This is a genomic window from Dryocola clanedunensis subsp. sulfonylureivorans (assembly GCF_016756775.1).
In the GTDB taxonomy this organism is placed as follows: domain Bacteria; phylum Pseudomonadota; class Gammaproteobacteria; order Enterobacterales; family Enterobacteriaceae; genus Dryocola; species Dryocola clanedunensis.
In genome coordinates, this window is the sequence record NZ_JAERMU010000044.1 from 1 (window position 1) to 19,571 (window position 19,571).

Here is a 19,571-nt window from a genome sequence, read left to right on the forward strand (position 1 = left end):
CCAATATCATTGAGAAAGACGGTCAGAAAGAGGTTATTGACGGTCTGACCTATGACTTCATGCTGGCGCCGGGCTCTGAAGCGCCTTCCGAAATGCTGTGGTATATCGAAGAGAAAAAACTTATCGAAGCCGCAGAGGATGTGACCCACACGCTGCATAATACCTACTCCCTGCGCGGTGCAAAAATTCGTGAGCCGCTGCCCTGGTCAAAATACATAAACGAAGCCATTGTACGCTGGGGTGACAAAGCCGAAATTATTATGGCCCAGCACCACTGGCCAACCTGGGGAAATGCTAACGTCGTTAACCTGCTGAAGAGCCAGCGCGATCTGTACCGTTATATTAATGACCAGACGCTGCGCATGGCAAATACAGGCCTGACCCGCGATGAAATTGCAGCCAACTTCAGGCTGCCTGACAGCCTGGCAAAAACGTGGGCGAACCGGGGATATTACGGGTCTGTAAGCCATGACGTAAAAGCGACCTATGTGCTTTATCTCGGCTGGTTCGATGGCAACCCGGCCACGCTTGATGAGCTGCCGCCGGAAGAGGCGGCGAAGAAGTTCGTTGAGTATATGGGCGGTGCAGATGCCATTCTGCAGAAAGCGAAAGCTGACTATGACCAGGGCAATTACCGCTGGGTTGCTCAGGTTGTCAGCAAAGTCGTCTTTGCCGATCCGAATAACCAGAATGCCCGCCATCTTGAAGCCGATGCTCTGGAACAGCTTGGCTATCAGGCCGAGTCGGGGCCGTGGCGTAACTTCTACCTGACCGGGGCGCAGGAGCTGCGAAATGGCGTTGTGAAAGGGCCAACGCCAAATACCGCAAGCCCGGATACCGTTCGTGCGATGACGCCTGAAATGTTCTTCGATTTCCTGGCCGTCCACATTAACGGTGAGAAAGCGGGCAATGCCAAAGCGGTGTTTAACATTGACCTGGGCAACGAAGGCGGTAAGTACAAACTGGAGCTGGAAAACGGTGTGCTGAACCATACGGCTAATGCCGAGGCAAAAGACGCAGACGCGACAATTGTGCTCAGCCGTGACACGCTGAATAAAATCATCCTGAAAGAAGAAACCCTGAAACAGGCTGAGGATAAAGGCGATGTGAAACTCACCGGCAACGGTGCGAAGCTGGATGAGATGCTGGGCTACATGGACAACTTTGAATTCTGGTTCAATCTCGTCACTCCATAATAGTATCCCCTGTGGTATGGATGCCACAGGGGGCTACTTTAAGGATTAACGATCTGAAAGAGGATGAGACAGATGATTATTTGGACCGCGAATTGAATCGTTATGTGTCATCAGTCTCTGCACGCGCAGTTTCTGGCGATTTGCTTAATGCATATATTGTTCAACGAGCGTCGGGGAGATTATGCAGTTCCAGTAAATAGCCTCCGCGAGCAAAGACAATATGCTTATCCTTTTTTAAAGATGAAATAGTGTTAAGAATACTGCTTCTGGATAACCCGGTGCGCTCCTGGATATAGCTAAGGATGCTCACGCGCATTCTTATTTCTTCGGGCAGCTGCTCGAGCTCCATCAAATAGTAGCGAATAATTTGATAGGTGTTTCGATTAACAATCTGCATATCCCGATACGCCATAGAGTTGGTATGGAATGAAAGGACTTCAGCAACATCCCTCCATAGGCCATATTCTTCGATCGCTTTTAGCGCAACATCGCCATCTATTCTCGATAACACGGATTGAGTTTCAGCACGCAGCTGATAGGCTTTTAGCGGTTGCATCACTTCAGCTATACCGAAGATATGAGGCTCTAAAACTGTTGCTACCAGGATGCCATCAGAGACACGTGAGACCGAAAGTTCACCTTTCAGGTGTGCGTATATGACAGGGCGCCCATTGATATGCCATACCAGCTTCTTGCGAGCAACGGCTTCTACCGTGCGCCCTAGCGGAGTTAAAACTGTAAGCAATCGATTTATCGAGGTTTCAGGTCGGGTAGGTGTTGGATTCATAAAAAGCCTTAAATTTCTGTTCCTGGCAACATTGTAGAGCAAACCCCATCATTGTGCATGGATGGGTCTTAGCAAAAATAAATGAAAACTGGCTGCTGCTGCGCAACCTGCAGCGGTTCGAAGCTGCAACCGGGTCGTTAAAGGCCTGGAGGGCGCGATTAAAGTTAATACCGGAATTTACGATTTTGACACCAGAGGGATGTTGGCAATTCACTGAAATATTATGGTTTTTCAGCTTTCGCCAGGAGCATGTTGTCAGTTTTCCTGATGATGTGAAAACGAAGGCTTAAAGCTCGCGTTTTTTATTTAATGCTCAACAGCCCCTCTTTGCTAAAACTTCCCGAGCACTAATTTCTGTTCAGTTTCTTTCTGTTCCCGTGAAGGGAGGAACTCTCCGTATTGCCAAATTTTATCTGGGCAGGGGGGGATAGCTAACTTGCAGAAAATTATAACTAAAAGTTTAACTCTTTTTTTACAGCAGGTTCTATAGTTACTTTTTTACAGGCACAACAGGTTAACTTAATGAAAATATTGGCAGCTACAATCGTCTCGCTCCTCAGCTTCAGTGCACTTGCCGCGCCCGAAGGGACGCTGAGCGTTCATATACTCAATCAGCAGACGGGCCTGCCCTCTGGTGGGGTGGCCGTTGAGCTGGACAAGCAGGGGAGCTCTGGCTGGCAACATCTTGCCACTTCGAAAACGGATGCCGACGGCCGAATTAAATCTCTTTTCCCGGAAAAGGAAGATATGACGCCTGGCGTTTATAAGGTGACTTTTAAGGTGGGCGATTATTTTAAGTCCAATAACCTGAAAACATTTTTCCCTTCTGTGCCGGTGATGTTCAACGTCACTAAGACAAATGAAAAGCTCCATATTCCGCTATTGTTAAGTCAATATGGATATTCAACCTATCGAGGAAGTTAAGTTTCTTCATTAACGTTCTTTTCATCATACATCGTTGGCCACTGGTTTTCTCCGGTGGCCTTTCTTATGAAGATCGGCGTAAACATATCAGGGAGCAGGATGACACCACTGCCTCCTGATATGCTGTTAATCTTTCCCGTCTTTGGGGGCGGGAAAGAAAACATAAGGGCGGCATATGCCCTCATTATTCCGCCGCGGTTTCCCCAGGCTTTGCCTTTAATGATTCGAGGTCGATGTCTGCCTCGTTGGTTTCAAGCAGCTGCGTGAGCTGAAGCAGGTTATTGAATTCATTAAGCAGAAGTTCCGCATCGGTTTTCAGTGGCGTATCAGCCGCATCTAAAGCGGCGTTGATGGCCTTTCTGACGTTCTCCAGCATTTCATTCATACCGCCATTTTTGCCGATGGTGAGCAGCAACGCACCTATCAGCAGCGACTGCGCTTCCACTTTCGCCGTCAGCTGCTTGGCTTCGGCATCCATTTTGGAAATTTTAGCAATCACACCCAGTATTAAATTTTTCATGTAGCCTCTTTTTTTCAGAAAGTCTTGGGGAATGAAGGATGTGGTTATACAAATCTACAAGGAGTTAAGCAGATCCGGCGATATAGTCAAAGCTAAAAAATGCCGCAAAGAGGCCGTTAAAAAAAGCATTAAACATCATATATTTGCCCATACCTTATTCACCCGCTGCGCATGCTGTGGCGCAGATTACTTGATCTGCATCAAACATTTTGTCAAAATGTGCGCTTCTGATTCAAATATTTTGATTTTCTACGGACGATTTATCATCAGGCAATGGAGCTAAGATGAAGTATATGTTTGCCCTTGTATTAAGTATGACGCTGCCAGGATGTACGGCCAGTGACTGGGTGGATGCCGCGGGCGGTATCATGCAGGCAACCGATCAGCACGAAAAAGACGCAAGGAATAAGCGTATTAAAGCTGCAAATAAAGCCGCAGGTTATTAATTCTTCTTTTTAAGCATTTATTCTGTGTTTTACTTATTACAAAGGAAATGTAATGCGCTATGCAATTCTGGCACTCGTGCCGCTGTTAAGTGCCTGTAGCTTCAGCTTTATGAAGTTCGATAACGAGCCTGTGGTGCAGGCCGCTTACGCTAATGGTGCGACAAAAAATAAAGTGATTGCGACCGGCGGCAAGCCGGACAGTGAGGTGAGTATTCCTGAAATTAAGGGAACCTGTCTTAACTACACGCTGAGAAAAGATGGCGAAACTATGCCGTTTTATATCGCCTTTGATAAGTCAGGCAACCGTAAGCATTATGGCTATATTTCATGTCAGGATGCTCGGGTGAAAGGCGTGTTTAAACAATAAGAATAAATTTTCACTATTATTCCTCTTCTCGCCTCAGGTCGTCAGAAGAGGAATAAAGTTGCTCCTTAGACAGGCAATATCAGTCTCTACGCTTTCGGTCTTTCATAACGCGGTAACTGCGTTATTTCATAGGTGGACGTGCTCCGCACGATACATCTGTCCGGCTCTGAGCTCCCGTCATAAAACATAAAATATTTATTGCTGCCGGGGAAATAGACCAGGTCATCGCCATTCTGGAAGCTCGTCACCCGGAACGGAACATTATCATCCGTTTTGGTTTTTTTAACGCCGGAGGCAATAATAAAATGGTCTTTCCATTTCATGGTCGAGAGGCTGTAGCTGAACCGGGAAATAACGACATTTTGTCGCATTGAACAGGATAGCTGAGTAGCCGTTGCCGCAGAAGCTGCCGCAGGAAGTAAGCCAAGAAGGCTAACCAGAAGAGTCAATTTCATTTGAGTTCTCATTATGGTGAGCTTAGTCAGGGAAGGTAACATAAAATGGCGGGCTGTTAAAATATGTAACCCATTATTTACAACGCATATTCTGTAAATGTCGATTCAGGATTTTCAGATTATTATTCCTTTAACCCTATGAATCATGCTGTTAAGCTGCCCGCGATGACATTAAAGGAAAAACTGATGAAAAAGATTATTGCTGTTGCTCTGGGCACATTGTTGTTGTCCGGCTGTACCGTTCGCGTGGCTGATATGACCGTTGGCAGTACCAAAAATTATAATATTAACGCGGCGAAATTTGTAAAAGGTCAACGCGTCACGGGCGAAGATAAAGCGCCAATTGTGATATTCCCTCTGGCGATTCCAAGTGTGAAAACGGCAATGGATCGGGCAATCGAACAGGACAAATGTGCCGTGGGTTTGAGTGATGTTGTGGTCTATCAGCTCAATCATGCCTTCCTGTTTGGGACCTTCGGTTACCGCGTAGAAGGCACGCAGATTATTGATAAATCCCAGAAGGGCTGCGAAAACCACGCGTAGCGCAAGCGAACGCGCTGGGAAAACAACCTATCCTGCTGAAATATATAAATTTAAATTTTACACTTTGTTGCAGCGTGGCCATTTCACCTGAAGAATAATCAGCTTTCTTTTTATCTCTTTAAGGATGATTTGTTGTGAACAAACTCTTTCGTCACGCTCTGCTCGCTGTTGCTATCACCGCTGGTTTTTCCGCCGCCGCTCAGGCTGCGAATGATGCGGTGCCGGCACCGACTCAGGATCCGGTTGTTCAGCATCTGAAATTGAGCAACGAGCAGGTCGCTAAACTGGAAGATCTGCACAAGCAGTTCGACAGCAACATTCAGAGCATCAAAATCGATGGCTTTAAAGATGGTGCGCTGGTTGAGGTGGTTAAGTCAGGCAAGTGGGATGATGCAAAAGTTAAGCAGCAGCTCGCGGCGTTTGGCCAACTGGATCAGCAGGTACGCTACTACCGCGTGAAGTACTATTTCGGTGTGAATCAGGTACTGACCCCGGAACAGCGTAGCCAGGTTAAAGAAGACCTTGCGAAAGCGCTGGATTAATCAACATGCCTTTCGGTCGCGCTGTTTGCACCGGAAGGCATCGTTTTACCCGGCGGTTAATACCTTAGCCCTTCAATGATATCGATGAACGAAACCAGATGTGCCGCCGCATTAAAAGTATTCACCAGTATTATGGACCACAGCAATACCAGACAAATCAGCAGCAAAGTTGCTGCTTTATAAACCCAACTCATCGTCTTCTTCTTTCCAGAACCCAAAACCAATAACGCTATGTTATCAATTGCGTCGTGTGACTATATTGATTTTGGATAATATGAGACGACAATGTCAGTGAAGCGGGGCAACGCTCACGGTAACCTCATAGTCCAGCAGATAAAGCGCCTGTTCCAGCAGTTCAACCTTCGATGCATAGCTGACATCAAGCAGCCTGTCCGTCTGCGGGCCGTTCAGACCAAGCTTTCTTGCCAGATGGGATTTGGCGGTGCCGGTGGTGAGCATCGCATTACTCAGCGCGATTTTCAGACTGGCAAGTACAGGAAGCGGGAGCCGAATGTCATTCTCCTGGCCTGCGGTCGGCGCTGGCACCGGGCTGCGTGTCTCTATCAATTCTCCGATACCGGCCAGCAATGCATCGAGGGCATCGAGTTCAATATCATCCTCAGTAAACGCGACCGCATGCAGATTGTCGAAATCGCGAAAGCTAATTTCGTACTGGTTGTTTTCTTCATCAAAGGAGACGGTGGCGGAATAAGTAAACATAGAACCTCTTTACGGCGTAATCAGGGGCGTATTGTCATTCATCCGCCGGGGGCTGGGAAGTGAATAATGATTTAGATCTGTGTGACGTGGGTTGCCGCTTCGCTCGCGATAACGGGGCTGACAGCTATACTTCACAGGCAGCAAAATGCTGCTTAACCTGGCGGAGTAAACGATGAAAAGCATTGTGATGAATGTGTCGAAAGAGCAGCCGAAAACCCCGGTTAAATCGCCGAAGAATGACGAGAAGAAGCCGAAACAGAAAAAATAATCGATCTGTCAGTGAAGTTCCCTGACAGTTTACCGGAGGCTTCTGTGTCTGACCGACCTGATTTTATTGATCCTTTACCCGATGGCGAACCGTTTCCTGATGTTCCCGGTGAGGATCCGATTCCGGATGACCCGGACTTCGATCCTGACAGAATAACGGAACCGGTTGATCCGCTAAAACCGCTTTAGCCATTGGCTCCAACCGTCTGCGTGAAGCGTATTTCAACTTCACGCGACGGTTTTTTATTGCCTAAACGCCAGCGGGCGGCAGCGACGCTTTCAGCAGCTGTAAATTTTGCGGCTCGATGCGAATCATTCCCCCGCGGGGGCTGCCGATATCTGCCACCATCGTCAGCGCTATGGAGATGATTGCCGGAAGGATAAAGAGATAAACTTTGTTGCCTTTTTTACTGTGCGAGCCATAGCCAATCAAAATATTACAGATGAGTGAAATGGCGATGAGCAGTATCCAGGCTGAAGGTGGGAAATGTTTTATCCATGCTGCCTGAGTGTAGCCCTGGGTATTAATCACATCGTTCATCCCTGATGCGACTAACGACGTGGCGGGGGTTATGGCGAGCTGTGTTTCATTCTGTATGACTTTCCAGAGCCGGGCCTGGGAAAGGGCCGTCTCTTTATCCAGTAGCGCGAGCTTTTCTTTATCACGTATCTGATAGAACTCGATACGTAAATCCAGATAGTTTATTAATTCTTTGCGAGCAACGGCGGCATTAGCCGGGGTGAGCAGATCAACCCGTAAGAGTTCCGTCCCGATAGCGTTGGCCTCTTCGGACTCGGTATCTTTGCGCTGATCGTAGTGGCCTACTGCGTTTGAGAAACTAAAGCCTATCAGCAGACCCAGAAGGGTCAGGGTCGCCGCCTGGACGACCCCGAAATCCTTGAGCGTTTCTTCATCAAGGTTGCCTTTTCGTCGCAGGCAATAAACCCCTAATGCCGATGCTAACGGTAATACGATAAGCAAAGTAACGAATAAAAATAGAGGATGACCCAATAATGTGCTCATGATTGTCTCTTTTATATTTAAACTGGCGCGCTGCCAGTGATTCAATCATTGCACAAATTTAAAAAATTGCTCAGTTCTTAACGGGGCATAAATTTGGGTCAAACACTTGTTTCCAGTCCTGTTTCATGTCCACTACCGTCCAGCCTTTTTGCGGGGCCAGCGTCAGCCCTTCAACCAGCTTTCCGCTTGCGGATGGGTGGCTGTCATAGGCATATTCCCGCTCGCCGTCGGTGTGGTGAACAAGCAGGCCAAAGGTTTTGTAATCCGGGTTGGCGGCAGTGTACTGCATCATCGCCAGATCGCCGTCGCTGTTACCAAAGGCGGCAACCGGGCGCTGGCCCATAAACAGGTGAATGGCGACAGGTTTAGACGCGGCATCGTCGTTGAAAGCACCTTTAAGGGTCTTACGTAACTGCGTGCCATTGTCGGTGAGGGAGAACTCGCTAAGCGAGAACGAACCTATCACCTGCTCAGGAGGGATGCCGTACATTTTCTCGGTCACCACTCGCATGAAATCAATGCCGCCGCCGGAGACAATCCAGGTTTTAAAACCGTTGTCACGCAGGTAGTCCAGCAGCTCGCGCATTGGCTTGTAGCCCATCTGGTCATAGCGGCAGCCGAAACGCTGATCTTTATGCGTATCCACCCAGTTGCTGACGCGCTGGGCAAATTCTTCCGTCGTGATGTTGCTGTGCGTCAGTTCCAGCAGCCTCATGATCCCTTTTTCGCCGGATGCCGCAACGGTCTTCAAATCATCGTTGAGTACCGCCGTGACAATGGGGTCGCTTTTCCATTCCGGGTGCTCAGGCGCGAGGCGTTTCACTTCATCGACGGCAAACTGGAGCTGGAAAGTTAGCGGTGCTTCTGGCCACAGCGTGCCGTCGTTATCGAACACCACATAGCGCTTCTCCGGTGGGATATAGGTTGAGCGATCTTTGTTGGTGGCATTTTGTACCCACGCCTCAATCGACTGTTTGGCCGCCGTGTCGTTCCAGCTGGCGAGCGGGTCGGCGTGGGCAGAGCAGACAACACCGACGAGCAGGGCGCTGAGCAGTAATTTATGTTTCATCATTTTCCCCTTTTGGCGGGAGCGAGTTCAGGGAGCTGAACCGGTTCCCAGAAGCGCCGCCAGACGTGGCGCAGATAGTTAAGGCTCCGCCACAGTACGCGACGGGAGAACCAGATTAACAGTGCGAGGGTAACGATGACAGCAATAGTCAGCATAATCAGACGTTTACCTTCACCTGTGCTACCGCGTAGTACAGACTCGCTGCCCGCAGCGCGCGCCTGAGCAACCTCCATTGAGGTGCCCGGTAGCTCTGCCAGCTGCCACTGCTGATGGGCGGTGTCCCACCAGCGTAATTTGATGGGCGGCAGCGTGATAGTGCCTGCCTGGGACGGAAGATAGCGAAGGCGCTCTTCGCGCAGCCCTCCCTCCACGTCGCCCCGGCCTTCTTTCAGCACGGAGTTAACGGGCGTGAGCCGCTGTGTGTCGGTGCCGGGAATGGCGTACAGCAGCTGGGGTATCTGGGTCGCCATGACGCCGCCAGCCTTCACCGTAACCGTTCGTTCCACCACATCGCCTGCATGTAACGTGTTGTCTTTGCTGGCGTGATACTGAGCGATCTTTTGCGTCATTTCGAGGTGGCTTGCCGGTAAGAAGCGGTCTGGCTGCTCAACGCCCTTCGGCCAGATGACCTCTTTTTTCAGCTCCGGCAGATGCACGGTGACGGGAGGTTGACCGGGGGAGGAGAGGGTGACGTCCAGCGCCGGCAGGCGCAGCAAACCCTGGTCCCAGGCTGCCAGCGGCCGCTCCATGCGGATCCCACTCCAGCTGATGCCATTTTTCTGGCGGGTGAGGAGCTGATTTGGCAGCGGCGTGGTCAGCAGAGAACCGTTGATAATTTTAAAATCAGGCCATTCTGGCGGTGGGTTAAACCAGCTATCGGTCCAGAAGGTGACCACGACTTTGACGGGCTGGCCCGGCGCGACATGTTCAGGCACCTCAAGCTCGCGGGTGATGTCCATGGCGGCGCGCGCGGGCAGTACCATCAGCAGAAGCAGCACGATTAACGCTCTCATGGCGTCTCCTCCGTGTTAGCGCGGTAGAGATTTTCCAGCAGGCCCGACGGAGACACTTCCAGGTTCTCAAACCACTGGTTAACCTGCGGGCTGCTGCCGGCAACCTGTTCGATATCCTTTTGATTCACGCCCTGGTTTTTCTTCAGATCGTGTTTGATTTCATCCGGCTTGTAGTCCTGCTCTTTACCCTGAGCGGACTGTCGGTCACGCTCTTTCTGGCGCAGGGACATGACGATCTGCGCAATCTTCGCCCGGTTATCCAGCGCCATTTTCCAGTCTGGATGCAGGCTCAACGCCTGGTCATAGCTGTTAATGGCCTGCTGCCACTGTTTTTGCTGGGCATAGCTGTTACCCGTCCACAGCAGGGTTTCCGGCGTCTGAGGAGCCTGGCGAAAGGCCGCCGCGGCAGAGACATAATCCCCGGCCCGGTAATACGCGATGCCCTGCCAGAGCGGATCCTGGAAAAGCGCCGCCGCGCGCTTATAGTCACCGTCATCAAAGGCGTGCTGGCCCTGCATATCTGGGCTTATCCATGCGTCCCGCAGGGCGGCGTGGCCTTGCGGGACGGAGATCAGCGGCACCAGTACGATCAGCCAGCAGATCAGCTGGCGGCGTCCGAGCAGCAGCAACAGCAACATAGGGATGACCAGCAGATAGCCGCTGTTTTTCCAGTGCAGGTCGCCGCGAGCGTTGTTCTGGGCGGTAACGGACTGCTGGATATGGCTGGCAATGACGTCTAAATCGCTGTCGTCGCTGGTGACCAGCGTCACGGGCAGGCCACCGTCTCGTATCTGGCTGAAGCGCTCGACGTTCAGGCGCGTATCAATCCCCTGCTGAGACCACGCTTCCGGCAGCTCGCCACCTTTCGCGGTGCCGGGCACCCACAGCTGTACGGGGGCTTTGAGCTGTGAGAGCCAGGCCGCATCCGCAGGCGAGACGGAATCGGCAACCAGCAGAATATTGCGCGGCACCTGAGCATTTTCCGGCATGCTTTTGAGGGCGAGGCTGATGGCCTGCTTCAGGCCAGAGCCTTCTCCCCCGGGAAGCAACGACGGGTTTTGCGCATGTAAAAACAGCGAATAGAACGACGGATCGAGGGTTAACGGCGTGGTCAGATAAGCGTGGGTGTTATACACCACCAGCCCAAAGCGCGTGCCCGTTGAGCGGGACATCAGGTCCATGATTTTACTTTGCATACGCTGGTGGCGGCTGGGCGCCAGGTCCTGGGCATACATTGCCGGGTCCTGCTGCAGCACCACCATCATATTACTCTGTTGTGTCAGCGCTGCGGGCAGCTCACGTTGCCATGTGGGGCCGGCGAGGGCGATAACACCCAGCGCGCAGAGCCACGGTAGCACCTGCATCAGACGTTTTTGACGCCCGATAATCAGCGCTCGGGCAAACGGCTTGTCCATAATCTGGTGCCAGGCGCTGCGCTGGCGCGCGGAGACGAACCACAGCAGGGCGCAAATCAGCAGCCCAAGTAGCCGCCACGGATAGACAAAATGGAAGTCACTCATGCGTTTCTCTCCCGAACGAAGCGCCCGGCAGCGAGCAGAACCAGCAGGGCCAGCGCGATCAGCAGCGGCCACTCGAACAGCGGAATGTGCCAGGACCAGCCGATAGATTTCACCTGCACCGGGGTGATGGCGTCGATCTCTTGCCAGACGCTGTCCAGGGACGCGCCGGAGCTGGCGGCGGTCCATGATTTTCCGCCGGTGATACGGGCAATGTCCTGCATTAAAGGAAGATCCACCTTGTCATCGCCCGTACTGTTCAAATCGCCAAAGGCAATGGTATGGACCTGGACATGGTGGCTGGCCGCCAGCTGCGCAGCCAGCGCCGGGGCCAGCTGAGACGCCGTGTCGTTACCATCGGTCAGCAGAATAGCCAGCTTGCTGGCGTCTTTATTGCTGGTGCTGTCGAGAAGTTTAACGCCCACGCCCAGCGCGTCGCCGATGGCGGTTTGCTCGCCAATCATGCCGGGTGCCAGTTGGTTGATACGGGTCTGCAAGGCTTGTTTATCTTCACTCAGTGGTGCAAACGGCCAGGCCTGACTTGCAAATATCACAAGCCCAATACGATCGGATTTGCGTGCGGCGACGAATTTCCTGACGGATTCCTGTACCGCCTGCAAACGCGTGGCCCCACCCTGAACGTCGTTTTTACCCATGGAACCTGAAACATCAAGGATCAGCACCACGTCGCGCATCGGTTTCTGAATATGCTGCGGTGGCGTCAGGTATTCAGGGCGAGAGAGGGCGGCAACCAGCAGTATCCACACCAGCCAGAACAGCAGGGTGGAGAGTTTGCTGCTGCGCACGGGCTGGCTGTTAAGTTTTAGCTCATCAATAAGATCGGGGAGAAACGGCACACGAACATGCTCTTTCACTTCCCGATCCTGAGGAAGAAAATAGCGGCCAAGCAGCGGCAGGAAAATCAGCAGCCAGGCCCAGGGCCAGGCAAAATCCAGACGGCTCAGAAACTCAGACATAAGGCAGTTTCTCCAGCCAGGTTTTCAGTTGGGTTTGCAGGCGCGCGTTTTGGCTGGCGTCCAGCTCGTTGTCCGCCCGGCAGTATTTTTCACTCAGTGCCCGGCGTAGTTCGCTATCAATTTCCACCTGAGATAACAATTCTTCAGGCTTTAACGCATGGCTTACCGCCGCACGCGGCTGATGCATCAGCAGAATGCGTTTAATCAGGGCAAGCCAGCTATCTGCGCTATGCGGCTGCTGGAGAGAAGCCAGCGCCTGACGACGCCACAGATTGCGACGCCAGCGGCCCAGGCGGAACAGGAGGAAAATAAGTAACGCGATAAATAAGACGAGGCCCAGCACCAGCCAGCCCGGAGGCAGGGGGAACCAGGAAATACTTTGAGGTAGCGCGGGCTGCAGCAGCTCCGGCACGCTATAGCCTTTTTCCAGCATTCAGACTCCCTTTTGCAACTGCTTGATGAGGTCCTGTGCGACGACAATCTGATTGACGCGGACCCCAATCCTTGTAAGACGTTTTTCCTGGGCGGACAGACGGGCGGTGATGCTCTCCTGGATCTCTTCTTTCAGATGAGATGACAAAGAGAATGCGGCCTCACGTCCCTGATAGCTGGCGGCCAGATCGCCCGAAGACGGAAGGCGAAGATGCAGGTCGTCGAGCAGCACGAAAGCGCTGATTTCGCAGCGACGCCTCAGGGCTGCCAGCAGCGCTTCGCTCTGGTCATCCAGATCGTGAAAGTCGCTGAGCACCGCAACCCATGCGCCGCTGGGAATCAAATGGCTGGCATGCTGCAGCACGGAGGAGAGCGTGACGTTTGCCGGGGTTTCGTCAGGATAGCGCTCGGGCAGCTGCTGGTTGTAGTGCAAAATATCATCCAGCATGACGGGGAGGTTCAGACGGGGAGAGCGGCATTTTTGCAGGCTGGAGTGGGTGTCGCTGAACACCGCGCTACCCATGCGGTCACCGTCGTGCCAGCTGCGCCAGGCGAGCAGGCCGGCAATTTTGGCCGCGGCAACGGATTTCGTCTGACCGCGGGTGGCGAAAAACATATCCAGCCGCTGGTCAACAATCAGGAAGACCGGGCGCTCGCGTTCTTCGTTATATAAACGGATCCACGGGGAGCGCAGGCGGGCGGTAGCCTGCCAGTCAATGAGCCGGACGTCATCCCCGGGCTGATAGCGGCGCAGGCTGTCAAAATTCAGCCCGCGTCCCTGCTGACGTGAAACGCGTTCGCCCGCCAGCGCGCCCGGGGGAATTTGTCCCGGCGGGTTGGATAACAGCCGGGCTTCGCCTGCAAGGGCCATCAGGGTTTGCCTGTCAACCTGCAATGCGCGGTCCATTACGCCACCACTGCGTCAAGCAACAGTTTGATGACGTCGTCCGCCGAGCAGTTATCGGCATTGGCCTGGTAGCTGAGCATCAGGCGGTGGCGAAGGACTGCCGGGGCCACTTTCTGAATATCTTCCGGCAGCACGGCATCACGGCCTTCAAGCCAGGCCAGCGCTCGTCCGCAGCGATCGAGAGCAAGGGTGCCACGAGGGCTGACGCCAAAGGAGATGTAGCTGGCCAGTTTATCGCTGACGCCCTGTGGATGACGGGTCATATCGACCAGATTAACAATGTAATCTTCGATGCCGGGAGCAACGTAAACCGCTGAGATCTCCTGCCAGCAGGTCGCGACATCTTCCTGAGAAAGCATCAATGTTTCAGGTGCTTTTTCCTTAACCTCAGCAGTGCCGGCCAGGTATTTCTTCTGCTGTTCAGCACGGACCAGCTGCATGACTTTCTGCTCGTTCGCTTTGGAAGGGTAATCGACCAGAACCTTCATCAGAAAACGGTCGAGCTGGGCTTCGGGTAAAGGCCAGGTGCCTTCCTGGTCTACCGGGTTTTGCGTAGCCAGCACCATAAAGATGCCGGGCAGCGGCCAGGTTTTCCCGGCCACGGTGATGTGGCGTTCTTCCATGGCTTCCAGCAGCGCGGACTGCACGCGTGCGGATGCACGGTTTATTTCATCCGCGAGGATGATGTTGCCGAACACTGGCCCCGGGCGGAAACGGAACTGATCCTCTTCCCGGGTAGCATTCTGCTGATAAATCTCGCTGCCCGTAATGTCCGACGGCAGCAGGTCGGGTGTGAACTGAATACGGCGGAACTCGCCTTCTACATGCGCCGCCAGTTCACGTACCGCACGGGTTTTGGCAAGACCAGGTAACCCTTCCAGCAGTACGTGACCGTCGCAAAGCAGGGCGACGATCAGCATGCGGACCACGGATTCTTGCCCCAGAACCTGTTGGTTCATGCGCTGCTCTAATTCAAGCAGTTTCTCTCTGTTGGTCACTTGCGTACTCCTGCAAAGTCACGTTTCAAAAGCGTGGCGATACCGACAAGGATCGGCTCGGCGTAGTTGAAAAAGGCTTTGATGCCCGGGCAGAGATAGTTCAGCCCTTGCTCACCGTCCGGCGTACGTACGAGGCGGTTTTTCGGGCATTCGCCCCAGCAAAGCTTCAGGTAAGGGCATTTTTTGCAGTATTCCGGCAGGGTGTCTTTTTTACCCATGCCAAAGGCCTGCTGGCGTTCAGAGAAGGCCATGTGCGCCAGTTTGGTATTTTCAATGTTGCCCAGCTGGTATTCCGGGTAGACGTAGTGGTCGCAGGAGTAGATATCGCCATTCTTCTCGACCGCCAGCCCTTTGCCGCAGAACTCTGAGGCGGTACAAATTTGCGCGGGCATGCCCATCACCTGAGCGACGGCAGTTTCAAACAGGTTGACCTGTACGCGGCCTAAGTCGTTGTTTACCCACTCTTCAAAGACGGCGATCAGGAAGGTGCCCCAGTCATCAGGATCCACTGACCAGTCGGTGACAATGGAATCCAGATCGCCTGGTTTGGCGCGGCGGGTACCCGTGACGGGGATGGTGTCTTCCCGCCAGAATTGCGGAGCGGTACTTTTGAAGTCCACAGGCTCGACGCAAGGGTTGAACTGGATATAGGTTGCGCCCAGTTCACGGGTCATAAAGCGGTAAACTTCCAGCGGGAAGCGCGCATTGGTGCGGTTGACGGTGACGAGGGCGTTGAACGGAACGTTGTGTTTTTTCAGCGCTTCGACGCCTTTCATCACTTTGTCGAAAGTCGGTTTGCCGCTGCGCGTCACGCGGTAGCGGTCGTGTAATTCCCGTGGGCCGTCAATGGACAGGCCCACCAGAAAACGGTGTCTTTTGAGAAATTCTGCCCACTTGTCGTTGATCAGCACGCCATTAGTTTGAAGGTCGTTTTCGATGCGCTGGCCGGGCTTCTGATATTGCTTCTGGAATTTGACAACTTTTTCGAAGAATTCCAACCCCATCAGAGTTGGCTCGCCGCCTTGCCAGGAGAAAACAACCTGTTCACCGTCCTGTCCGTCAATGTACTGGCGAATAAAGTTTTCCAGCACTTCATCGCTCATGCCGGTGTGGCGGTCCTGGTGGAGAAGATCTTCTTTGGAGAGGTAAAAACAGTAGGTGCAGTCAAGATTGCAGGTGGAGCCGGTTGGCTTCGCCATGACGTGGAAACGGCGTTTGTATTCAGGGCCTTTGCCATCGTAAATTTCTGCCGAAGGTAACGCTTTTACCGGCAATGTGGTGCTGTATCTCATAGCAAACCCCCAAAATAACCGGGCAGTCTCCTGCCCGGCAGAGACTAATTAATTGTTTTTAGAACCTTGCTCAATTAACGCTTGTACGTCTGAAACCGTAAACGAGCCTGGTTTCTGACGCGGTGGGTATTCCTGGAAGCTTTGCAGCATCTCACCCACATATTTCTGTGCGCCACCAAGCAGGAACAGACGACTGTAGAACCAGTTGTTGTAATCCATGCCGGTATCGCCTTTCTCAAGCGGATCGATCTCCAGGTCGAAGATCATTGGAACGCGCAGTTTCACGAACGGATAACGCCATACGTCCAGACCAGTGTGTTCCTGAATCATGAAGTGTGCTTTCCAGCGACCGTAACGCATTGCCAGCAGATCGCCATCATCGCTCCAGTAGAAGAACTCTTTACGCTGATCTTTGGCCTTGCCCTGCAGGAAGTCGAGCTGGTTGTAACCATCCAGGTGCACTTTATAGGTGATAGATGGTGTTTTGTAACCTTTCAACAGCTGTTCTTTGATATCCGGAACGCCTGCTGCGGCAACAAGGGTAGGGAACCAGTCGTTACTGGCAAAGATGTCATTGATCATCGTGCCTGGTTTGATGTGACCAGGCCATTTGACCATTGCTGGTACGCGGAAACCACCTTCCCAGCCGGTGTTTTTCTCACCGCGGAATGGCGTCATACCTGAGTCAGGCCAGGTTGCAAGCATTGGGCCGTTATCAGTGGTGTAAAGCACGATGGTATTATCTTCGATACCAAGGTCTTTGATTTTCTTAAGGACTTCACCAACCATCTTATCATGTTCAACCATGCCATCTGCATAATCACCCAGCCCGGTAACGCCTTTGCTGGCGTCCTTCAGGTGAGTTTTGTTATGCATGCGGGTGGTGTTAAACCAGGTAAAGAATGGCTTACCAGCTTTGGTCTGGCGCTCCATAAAGTCGTTGTTGGCTGCCAGCGTTTCTTCGTCAACTGTCCCCATACGTTTAATATTCAGAGGGCCAGTATCTTCAATTTTGCCGTCCGCGGTGCTCTTAATGACGCCGCGTGGGCCAAACTGCTTACGGAACGCTGGATCTTTCGGGTAGTCCGGGTTTTCTGGTTCTTCTTCAGCATTCAGGTGATACAGGTTGCCGAGGAATTCATCAAAGCCGTGAGCAGTTGGCAGGAACTCATCGCGGTCGCCCAGGTGGTTTTTACCGAACTGGCCGGTTGCATAACCGAGCTGCTTAAGAATGTTGGCGATGGTCGGATCTTTTTTGCTCAGACCCTGTGGAGCACCAGGCATACCAACTTTACTCATCCCGGTACGGAATGGCATCTGACCGGTAATGAACGCCGAACGTCCGGCGGTTGAACTTTGCTCAGCATAGTAAGAGGTGAATTTGGCACCGTCTTTGGCAATACTGTCGATGTTTGGTGTTTGATAACCCATGGTACCCTGGTTATAGGTACTTAAATTCCAGTAACCAACATCATCACCAAAAATAACGACAATGTTTGGTTTTGAAGCATCTTGTTTAGGGGAAGCTGTTGCAGGAGCGGCTTGAGCCATCGATGCTGCACCAGACATCAGTGTTAGCATGCTGGCTAGCATTGTCCTTTTAAACGGGACATTGTTGAACATTGTTGGTTCTCCATCATTTAAGGGCCACAGTCAGTATAGTAAAACCCCGGAATTTCCCACGACGAGAGGGAAATAAATTTCGTTTTTCAACTGCTTATAGAACAATAAAGTGGCAACGGTAGCACTTTTAAGAGAGGAAGACCTTTCACAGGCTATTTAAATTTACATTTAAATATAATAAGTCAGGCAAGCATAGATTGTTACCGGCCGGTGTCGTTAATATGGGCGCATTTCGCGCAAGAAAAATTTATTTTTAAACTTAATGCAGGGCAACCTCAACACGGAGGTGTGGATGCAGATAATAATGACGGAGTTAATTATTAGTAATGAAAGCAAAACTATTCCTGGATACATCTCTTATACCATCCAGCAACTGGCGTACATCCATCTATACTCTTTCAATCAAAAATAACGAGACGGCTGGCAAATGAAAAAAATCGCCATTGTGTGTTCAGGGTTATTATTCTCTTCGCTTTCTCATGCAGGAGCGCTATTTTTCTATGAGATTGGCACCGAAGATACCGCTCTTGCCGGAGCAGGGCAGGCAGCACGAGCGCAGGATGCCTCGACTATTGTCAGCAACCCCGCGGGGATGACTCGTCTGCCGGACCATATGGTGACGGGGGGCCTACAGGCGCTGGGGGGCAATATCGATTATCAGCTGGATAACGATAACCTGAAAAGCCCGGGTAATGAGCTGGACGTGATGCCGAATGCCAGCGGTTTCTATAGCCAGAAAGTGACGGATAATCTTTATGCAGGTATCGGACTTTACGGCAACTACGGCCTGGGCGTTAATTTTGGTAACTGGTCGGGTGAAAGAATCATTAAGAAGGGAACCCTGCTGGCGATGACGCTGAGCCCGTCGCTGGCATATAAGCTGAATGACAGACTTTCTATTGGTGCCTCCGCTAACGTTAACTATGGCTTTATGTCGCTGACGCGTGACGTTGATGACCAGGAAGAGAAGCAAAAGGATCACGACTGGTCGACCAACTTCCGTCTTGGTTTGCTAATGCAGCTGACCGATCAAACACGCGCAGGGATCACCTGGAACAGCCAGGCTAAATACGACTTCAGTATCGATGGTAAAGCGCGCTTACCTAACGTGCCAAACACTGAATTTGATATCCCAATCTCCGCACAAATTTACCAACCTCAGCAACTTATGTTGAGCATGGTGCACGACTTTAATAAGCAGTGGTCCGTGCTGGGAGACTTAGGCTGGCAGGACTGGAGCCGTTTCGGCGCACCGCAAATTAGCATTCGCGGACAGCAGGTCGATAAAAACAGCCGCCTGAAGGATACCTGGCACACCGCGCTTGGCGTGCAGTATCGCCCAACAGATCTCTGGCGTCTGAATGCTGGTGTAGCGTTTGATAGCACACCTTATAACGATCAGAGCGATGTCGCTCTTTCGATGCCAACGGGTGACGAATGGCGCTTTGCAACGGGCGCACAGTACCAGGTTACGCAGGCCAGTAACGTCGGTTTCGCCGTTGAGTACCTGCATATGCAGTCTGGCAAAGTCGCCACGCCTGAAGTTTTGCAGGGCAGTTATAACCACCCTTACATGTGGTTTGCCAGCGTCAACTACAGCTATCAGTTCTAAAATTGCTTGAAATGCAGGCTACTGATTTCATTATTTAATTATTTGCGGTCAATTAATCGGCAAACAGTTTGTCAGGGAATTGCATCGACGGTTTGCATTGTGTAGTATGCCCTCCGTCGCCGACTTAGCTCAGTAGGTAGAGCAACTGACTTGTAATCAGTAGGTCACCAGTTCGATTCCGGTAGTCGGCACCATTATTTGAGAAAAAGCCACCTTAGGGTTAATGCCGATCGTTTAAGGATCGGTTGAACGATCCGGTGGCTGGTATAAAAAGGGTTCATGTTCATCATGGACCCTTTTTAAATGGAACTTTCACAAGCCCTCGGCATTATCAATATTA

Annotated in this window: 22 protein-coding genes and 1 tRNA gene; 9 read left to right on the plus strand and 14 right to left on the minus strand. The window is 51.9% G+C overall.

What is annotated here, in order from left to right; genetic code table 11:
* On the plus strand, nucleotides 1-1,196 hold a 1,196-nt coding region (locus HYQ67_RS23070), incomplete at its 5' end, for an alkyl/aryl-sulfatase (protein ID WP_202308409.1).
* Between the two features lie 160 nt (nucleotides 1,197-1,356).
* On the opposite strand, the gene HYQ67_RS23075 is transcribed toward HYQ67_RS23070, so the two are convergent.
* The gene (locus HYQ67_RS23075; protein ID WP_202308411.1) at nucleotides 1,357-1,983 is read right to left on the minus strand and encodes a helix-turn-helix domain-containing protein; all 627 of its coding nucleotides are present in this window, start codon (nucleotides 1,981-1,983) and stop codon (nucleotides 1,357-1,359) included.
* A gap of 522 nt (nucleotides 1,984-2,505) precedes the next feature.
* On the opposite strand from HYQ67_RS23075, the gene uraH reads away from it, so the two are divergent.
* Nucleotides 2,506-2,907 carry a hydroxyisourate hydrolase gene (gene uraH, locus HYQ67_RS23080; RefSeq protein WP_202308413.1) on the plus strand — a complete coding sequence of 134 codons (402 nt, stop codon included), beginning with the start codon at nucleotides 2,506-2,508 and terminating at the stop codon, nucleotides 2,905-2,907.
* Nucleotides 2,908-3,091: 184 nt separating this feature from the next.
* Here uraH and iraP read toward each other — a convergent pair whose 3' ends face one another.
* Nucleotides 3,092-3,427, minus strand: coding sequence for an anti-adapter protein IraP (gene iraP, locus HYQ67_RS23085; RefSeq protein WP_202308415.1), 336 nt, complete (start codon nucleotides 3,425-3,427; stop codon nucleotides 3,092-3,094).
* A 284-nt stretch (nucleotides 3,428-3,711) separates the two neighbouring features.
* On the opposite strand from iraP, the gene HYQ67_RS23090 reads away from it, so the two are divergent.
* Together HYQ67_RS23090 and HYQ67_RS23095 are read left to right on the plus strand one after the other, a co-directional pair.
* The gene (locus HYQ67_RS23090; RefSeq protein WP_202308417.1) at nucleotides 3,712-3,873 is read left to right on the plus strand and encodes a hypothetical protein; all 162 of its coding nucleotides are present in this window, start codon (nucleotides 3,712-3,714) and stop codon (nucleotides 3,871-3,873) included.
* A 52-nt stretch (nucleotides 3,874-3,925) separates the two neighbouring features.
* Nucleotides 3,926-4,240 (plus strand): hypothetical protein, encoded by a 315-nt coding sequence (locus HYQ67_RS23095; RefSeq protein ID WP_202308419.1) that lies wholly within the window; start codon nucleotides 3,926-3,928, stop codon nucleotides 4,238-4,240.
* 86 nt (nucleotides 4,241-4,326) lie between these two features.
* On the opposite strand, the gene HYQ67_RS24125 is transcribed toward HYQ67_RS23095, so the two are convergent.
* Entirely contained in the window at nucleotides 4,327-4,695 is a 369-nt protein-coding gene (locus HYQ67_RS24125; RefSeq protein WP_237391418.1) for a hypothetical protein, read from the minus strand.
* Between the two features lie 186 nt (nucleotides 4,696-4,881).
* Here HYQ67_RS24125 and HYQ67_RS23105 point away from each other — a divergent pair, with 186 nt between their 5' ends.
* Together HYQ67_RS23105 and HYQ67_RS23110 are read left to right on the plus strand one after the other, a co-directional pair.
* Nucleotides 4,882-5,238 carry a lipoprotein gene (locus tag HYQ67_RS23105; RefSeq protein WP_202308421.1) on the plus strand — a complete coding sequence of 119 codons (357 nt, stop codon included), beginning with the start codon at nucleotides 4,882-4,884 and terminating at the stop codon, nucleotides 5,236-5,238.
* A gap of 134 nt (nucleotides 5,239-5,372) precedes the next feature.
* Nucleotides 5,373-5,780 carry a Spy/CpxP family protein refolding chaperone gene (locus tag HYQ67_RS23110; protein WP_202308423.1) on the plus strand — a complete coding sequence of 136 codons (408 nt, stop codon included), beginning with the start codon at nucleotides 5,373-5,375 and terminating at the stop codon, nucleotides 5,778-5,780.
* Nucleotides 5,781-6,068: 288 nt separating this feature from the next.
* Here the strand turns inward: HYQ67_RS23110 and HYQ67_RS23115 are convergent, their stop codons facing one another.
* A complete protein-coding gene (locus HYQ67_RS23115) occupies nucleotides 6,069-6,500 on the minus strand; it encodes a type II toxin-antitoxin system HicB family antitoxin (RefSeq protein WP_202308425.1) in 432 nt (143 codons plus the stop codon).
* A gap of 312 nt (nucleotides 6,501-6,812) precedes the next feature.
* Here HYQ67_RS23115 and HYQ67_RS23120 point away from each other — a divergent pair, with 312 nt between their 5' ends.
* Nucleotides 6,813-6,956 (plus strand): hypothetical protein, encoded by a 144-nt coding sequence (locus HYQ67_RS23120; protein ID WP_202308427.1) that lies wholly within the window; start codon nucleotides 6,813-6,815, stop codon nucleotides 6,954-6,956.
* 61 nt (nucleotides 6,957-7,017) lie between these two features.
* Here the strand turns inward: HYQ67_RS23120 and HYQ67_RS23125 are convergent, their stop codons facing one another.
* From HYQ67_RS23125 to HYQ67_RS23170, 10 genes are all read right to left on the minus strand, one after another.
* Nucleotides 7,018-7,791, minus strand: a complete 774-nt coding sequence (locus HYQ67_RS23125) for a bestrophin-like domain (RefSeq protein WP_202308429.1) — start codon at nucleotides 7,789-7,791, stop codon at nucleotides 7,018-7,020.
* Nucleotides 7,792-7,861: 70 nt separating this feature from the next.
* Nucleotides 7,862-8,860 (minus strand): HAD family hydrolase, encoded by a 999-nt coding sequence (locus HYQ67_RS23130; protein WP_202308431.1) that lies wholly within the window; start codon nucleotides 8,858-8,860, stop codon nucleotides 7,862-7,864.
* Nucleotides 8,860-9,873 (minus strand): BatD family protein, encoded by a 1,014-nt coding sequence (locus HYQ67_RS23135; protein WP_202308433.1) that lies wholly within the window; start codon nucleotides 9,871-9,873, stop codon nucleotides 8,860-8,862. Before HYQ67_RS23135 ends, HYQ67_RS23130 begins: the two co-directional genes overlap by 1 nt.
* On the minus strand, nucleotides 9,870-11,393 hold the full coding sequence (locus HYQ67_RS23140) for a vWA domain-containing protein (protein WP_202308435.1): 1,524 nt from the start codon (nucleotides 11,391-11,393) through the stop codon (nucleotides 9,870-9,872). The genes HYQ67_RS23135 and HYQ67_RS23140 overlap by 4 nt, the downstream gene beginning before the upstream one ends.
* Nucleotides 11,390-12,367, minus strand: a complete 978-nt coding sequence (locus HYQ67_RS23145; protein WP_202308437.1) for a vWA domain-containing protein — start codon at nucleotides 12,365-12,367, stop codon at nucleotides 11,390-11,392. The genes HYQ67_RS23140 and HYQ67_RS23145 overlap by 4 nt, the downstream gene beginning before the upstream one ends.
* Nucleotides 12,360-12,800, minus strand: a complete 441-nt coding sequence (locus HYQ67_RS23150; protein ID WP_202308439.1) for a DUF4381 family protein — start codon at nucleotides 12,798-12,800, stop codon at nucleotides 12,360-12,362. Before HYQ67_RS23150 ends, HYQ67_RS23145 begins: the two co-directional genes overlap by 8 nt.
* Entirely contained in the window at nucleotides 12,801-13,706 is a 906-nt protein-coding gene (locus HYQ67_RS23155; RefSeq protein WP_202308441.1) for a DUF58 domain-containing protein, read from the minus strand.
* The gene (locus HYQ67_RS23160) at nucleotides 13,706-14,704 is read right to left on the minus strand and encodes an AAA family ATPase (protein ID WP_202308443.1); all 999 of its coding nucleotides are present in this window, start codon (nucleotides 14,702-14,704) and stop codon (nucleotides 13,706-13,708) included. The genes HYQ67_RS23155 and HYQ67_RS23160 overlap by 1 nt, the downstream gene beginning before the upstream one ends.
* Nucleotides 14,701-15,996, minus strand: coding sequence for an anaerobic sulfatase maturase (locus HYQ67_RS23165; RefSeq protein WP_202308445.1), 1,296 nt, complete (start codon nucleotides 15,994-15,996; stop codon nucleotides 14,701-14,703). The genes HYQ67_RS23160 and HYQ67_RS23165 overlap by 4 nt, the downstream gene beginning before the upstream one ends.
* Nucleotides 15,997-16,044: 48 nt before the next feature.
* Nucleotides 16,045-17,619 (minus strand): arylsulfatase, encoded by a 1,575-nt coding sequence (locus HYQ67_RS23170; RefSeq protein ID WP_202308447.1) that lies wholly within the window; start codon nucleotides 17,617-17,619, stop codon nucleotides 16,045-16,047.
* 427 nt (nucleotides 17,620-18,046) lie between these two features.
* Here HYQ67_RS23170 and HYQ67_RS23175 point away from each other — a divergent pair, with 427 nt between their 5' ends.
* Together HYQ67_RS23175 and HYQ67_RS23180 are read left to right on the plus strand one after the other, a co-directional pair.
* The gene (locus HYQ67_RS23175; protein WP_202308449.1) at nucleotides 18,047-19,231 is read left to right on the plus strand and encodes an OmpP1/FadL family transporter; all 1,185 of its coding nucleotides are present in this window, start codon (nucleotides 18,047-18,049) and stop codon (nucleotides 19,229-19,231) included.
* Nucleotides 19,232-19,349: 118 nt separating this feature from the next.
* Nucleotides 19,350-19,425, plus strand: a tRNA-Thr gene (locus HYQ67_RS23180).
* Nucleotides 19,426-19,571 lie beyond the last annotated feature (146 nt).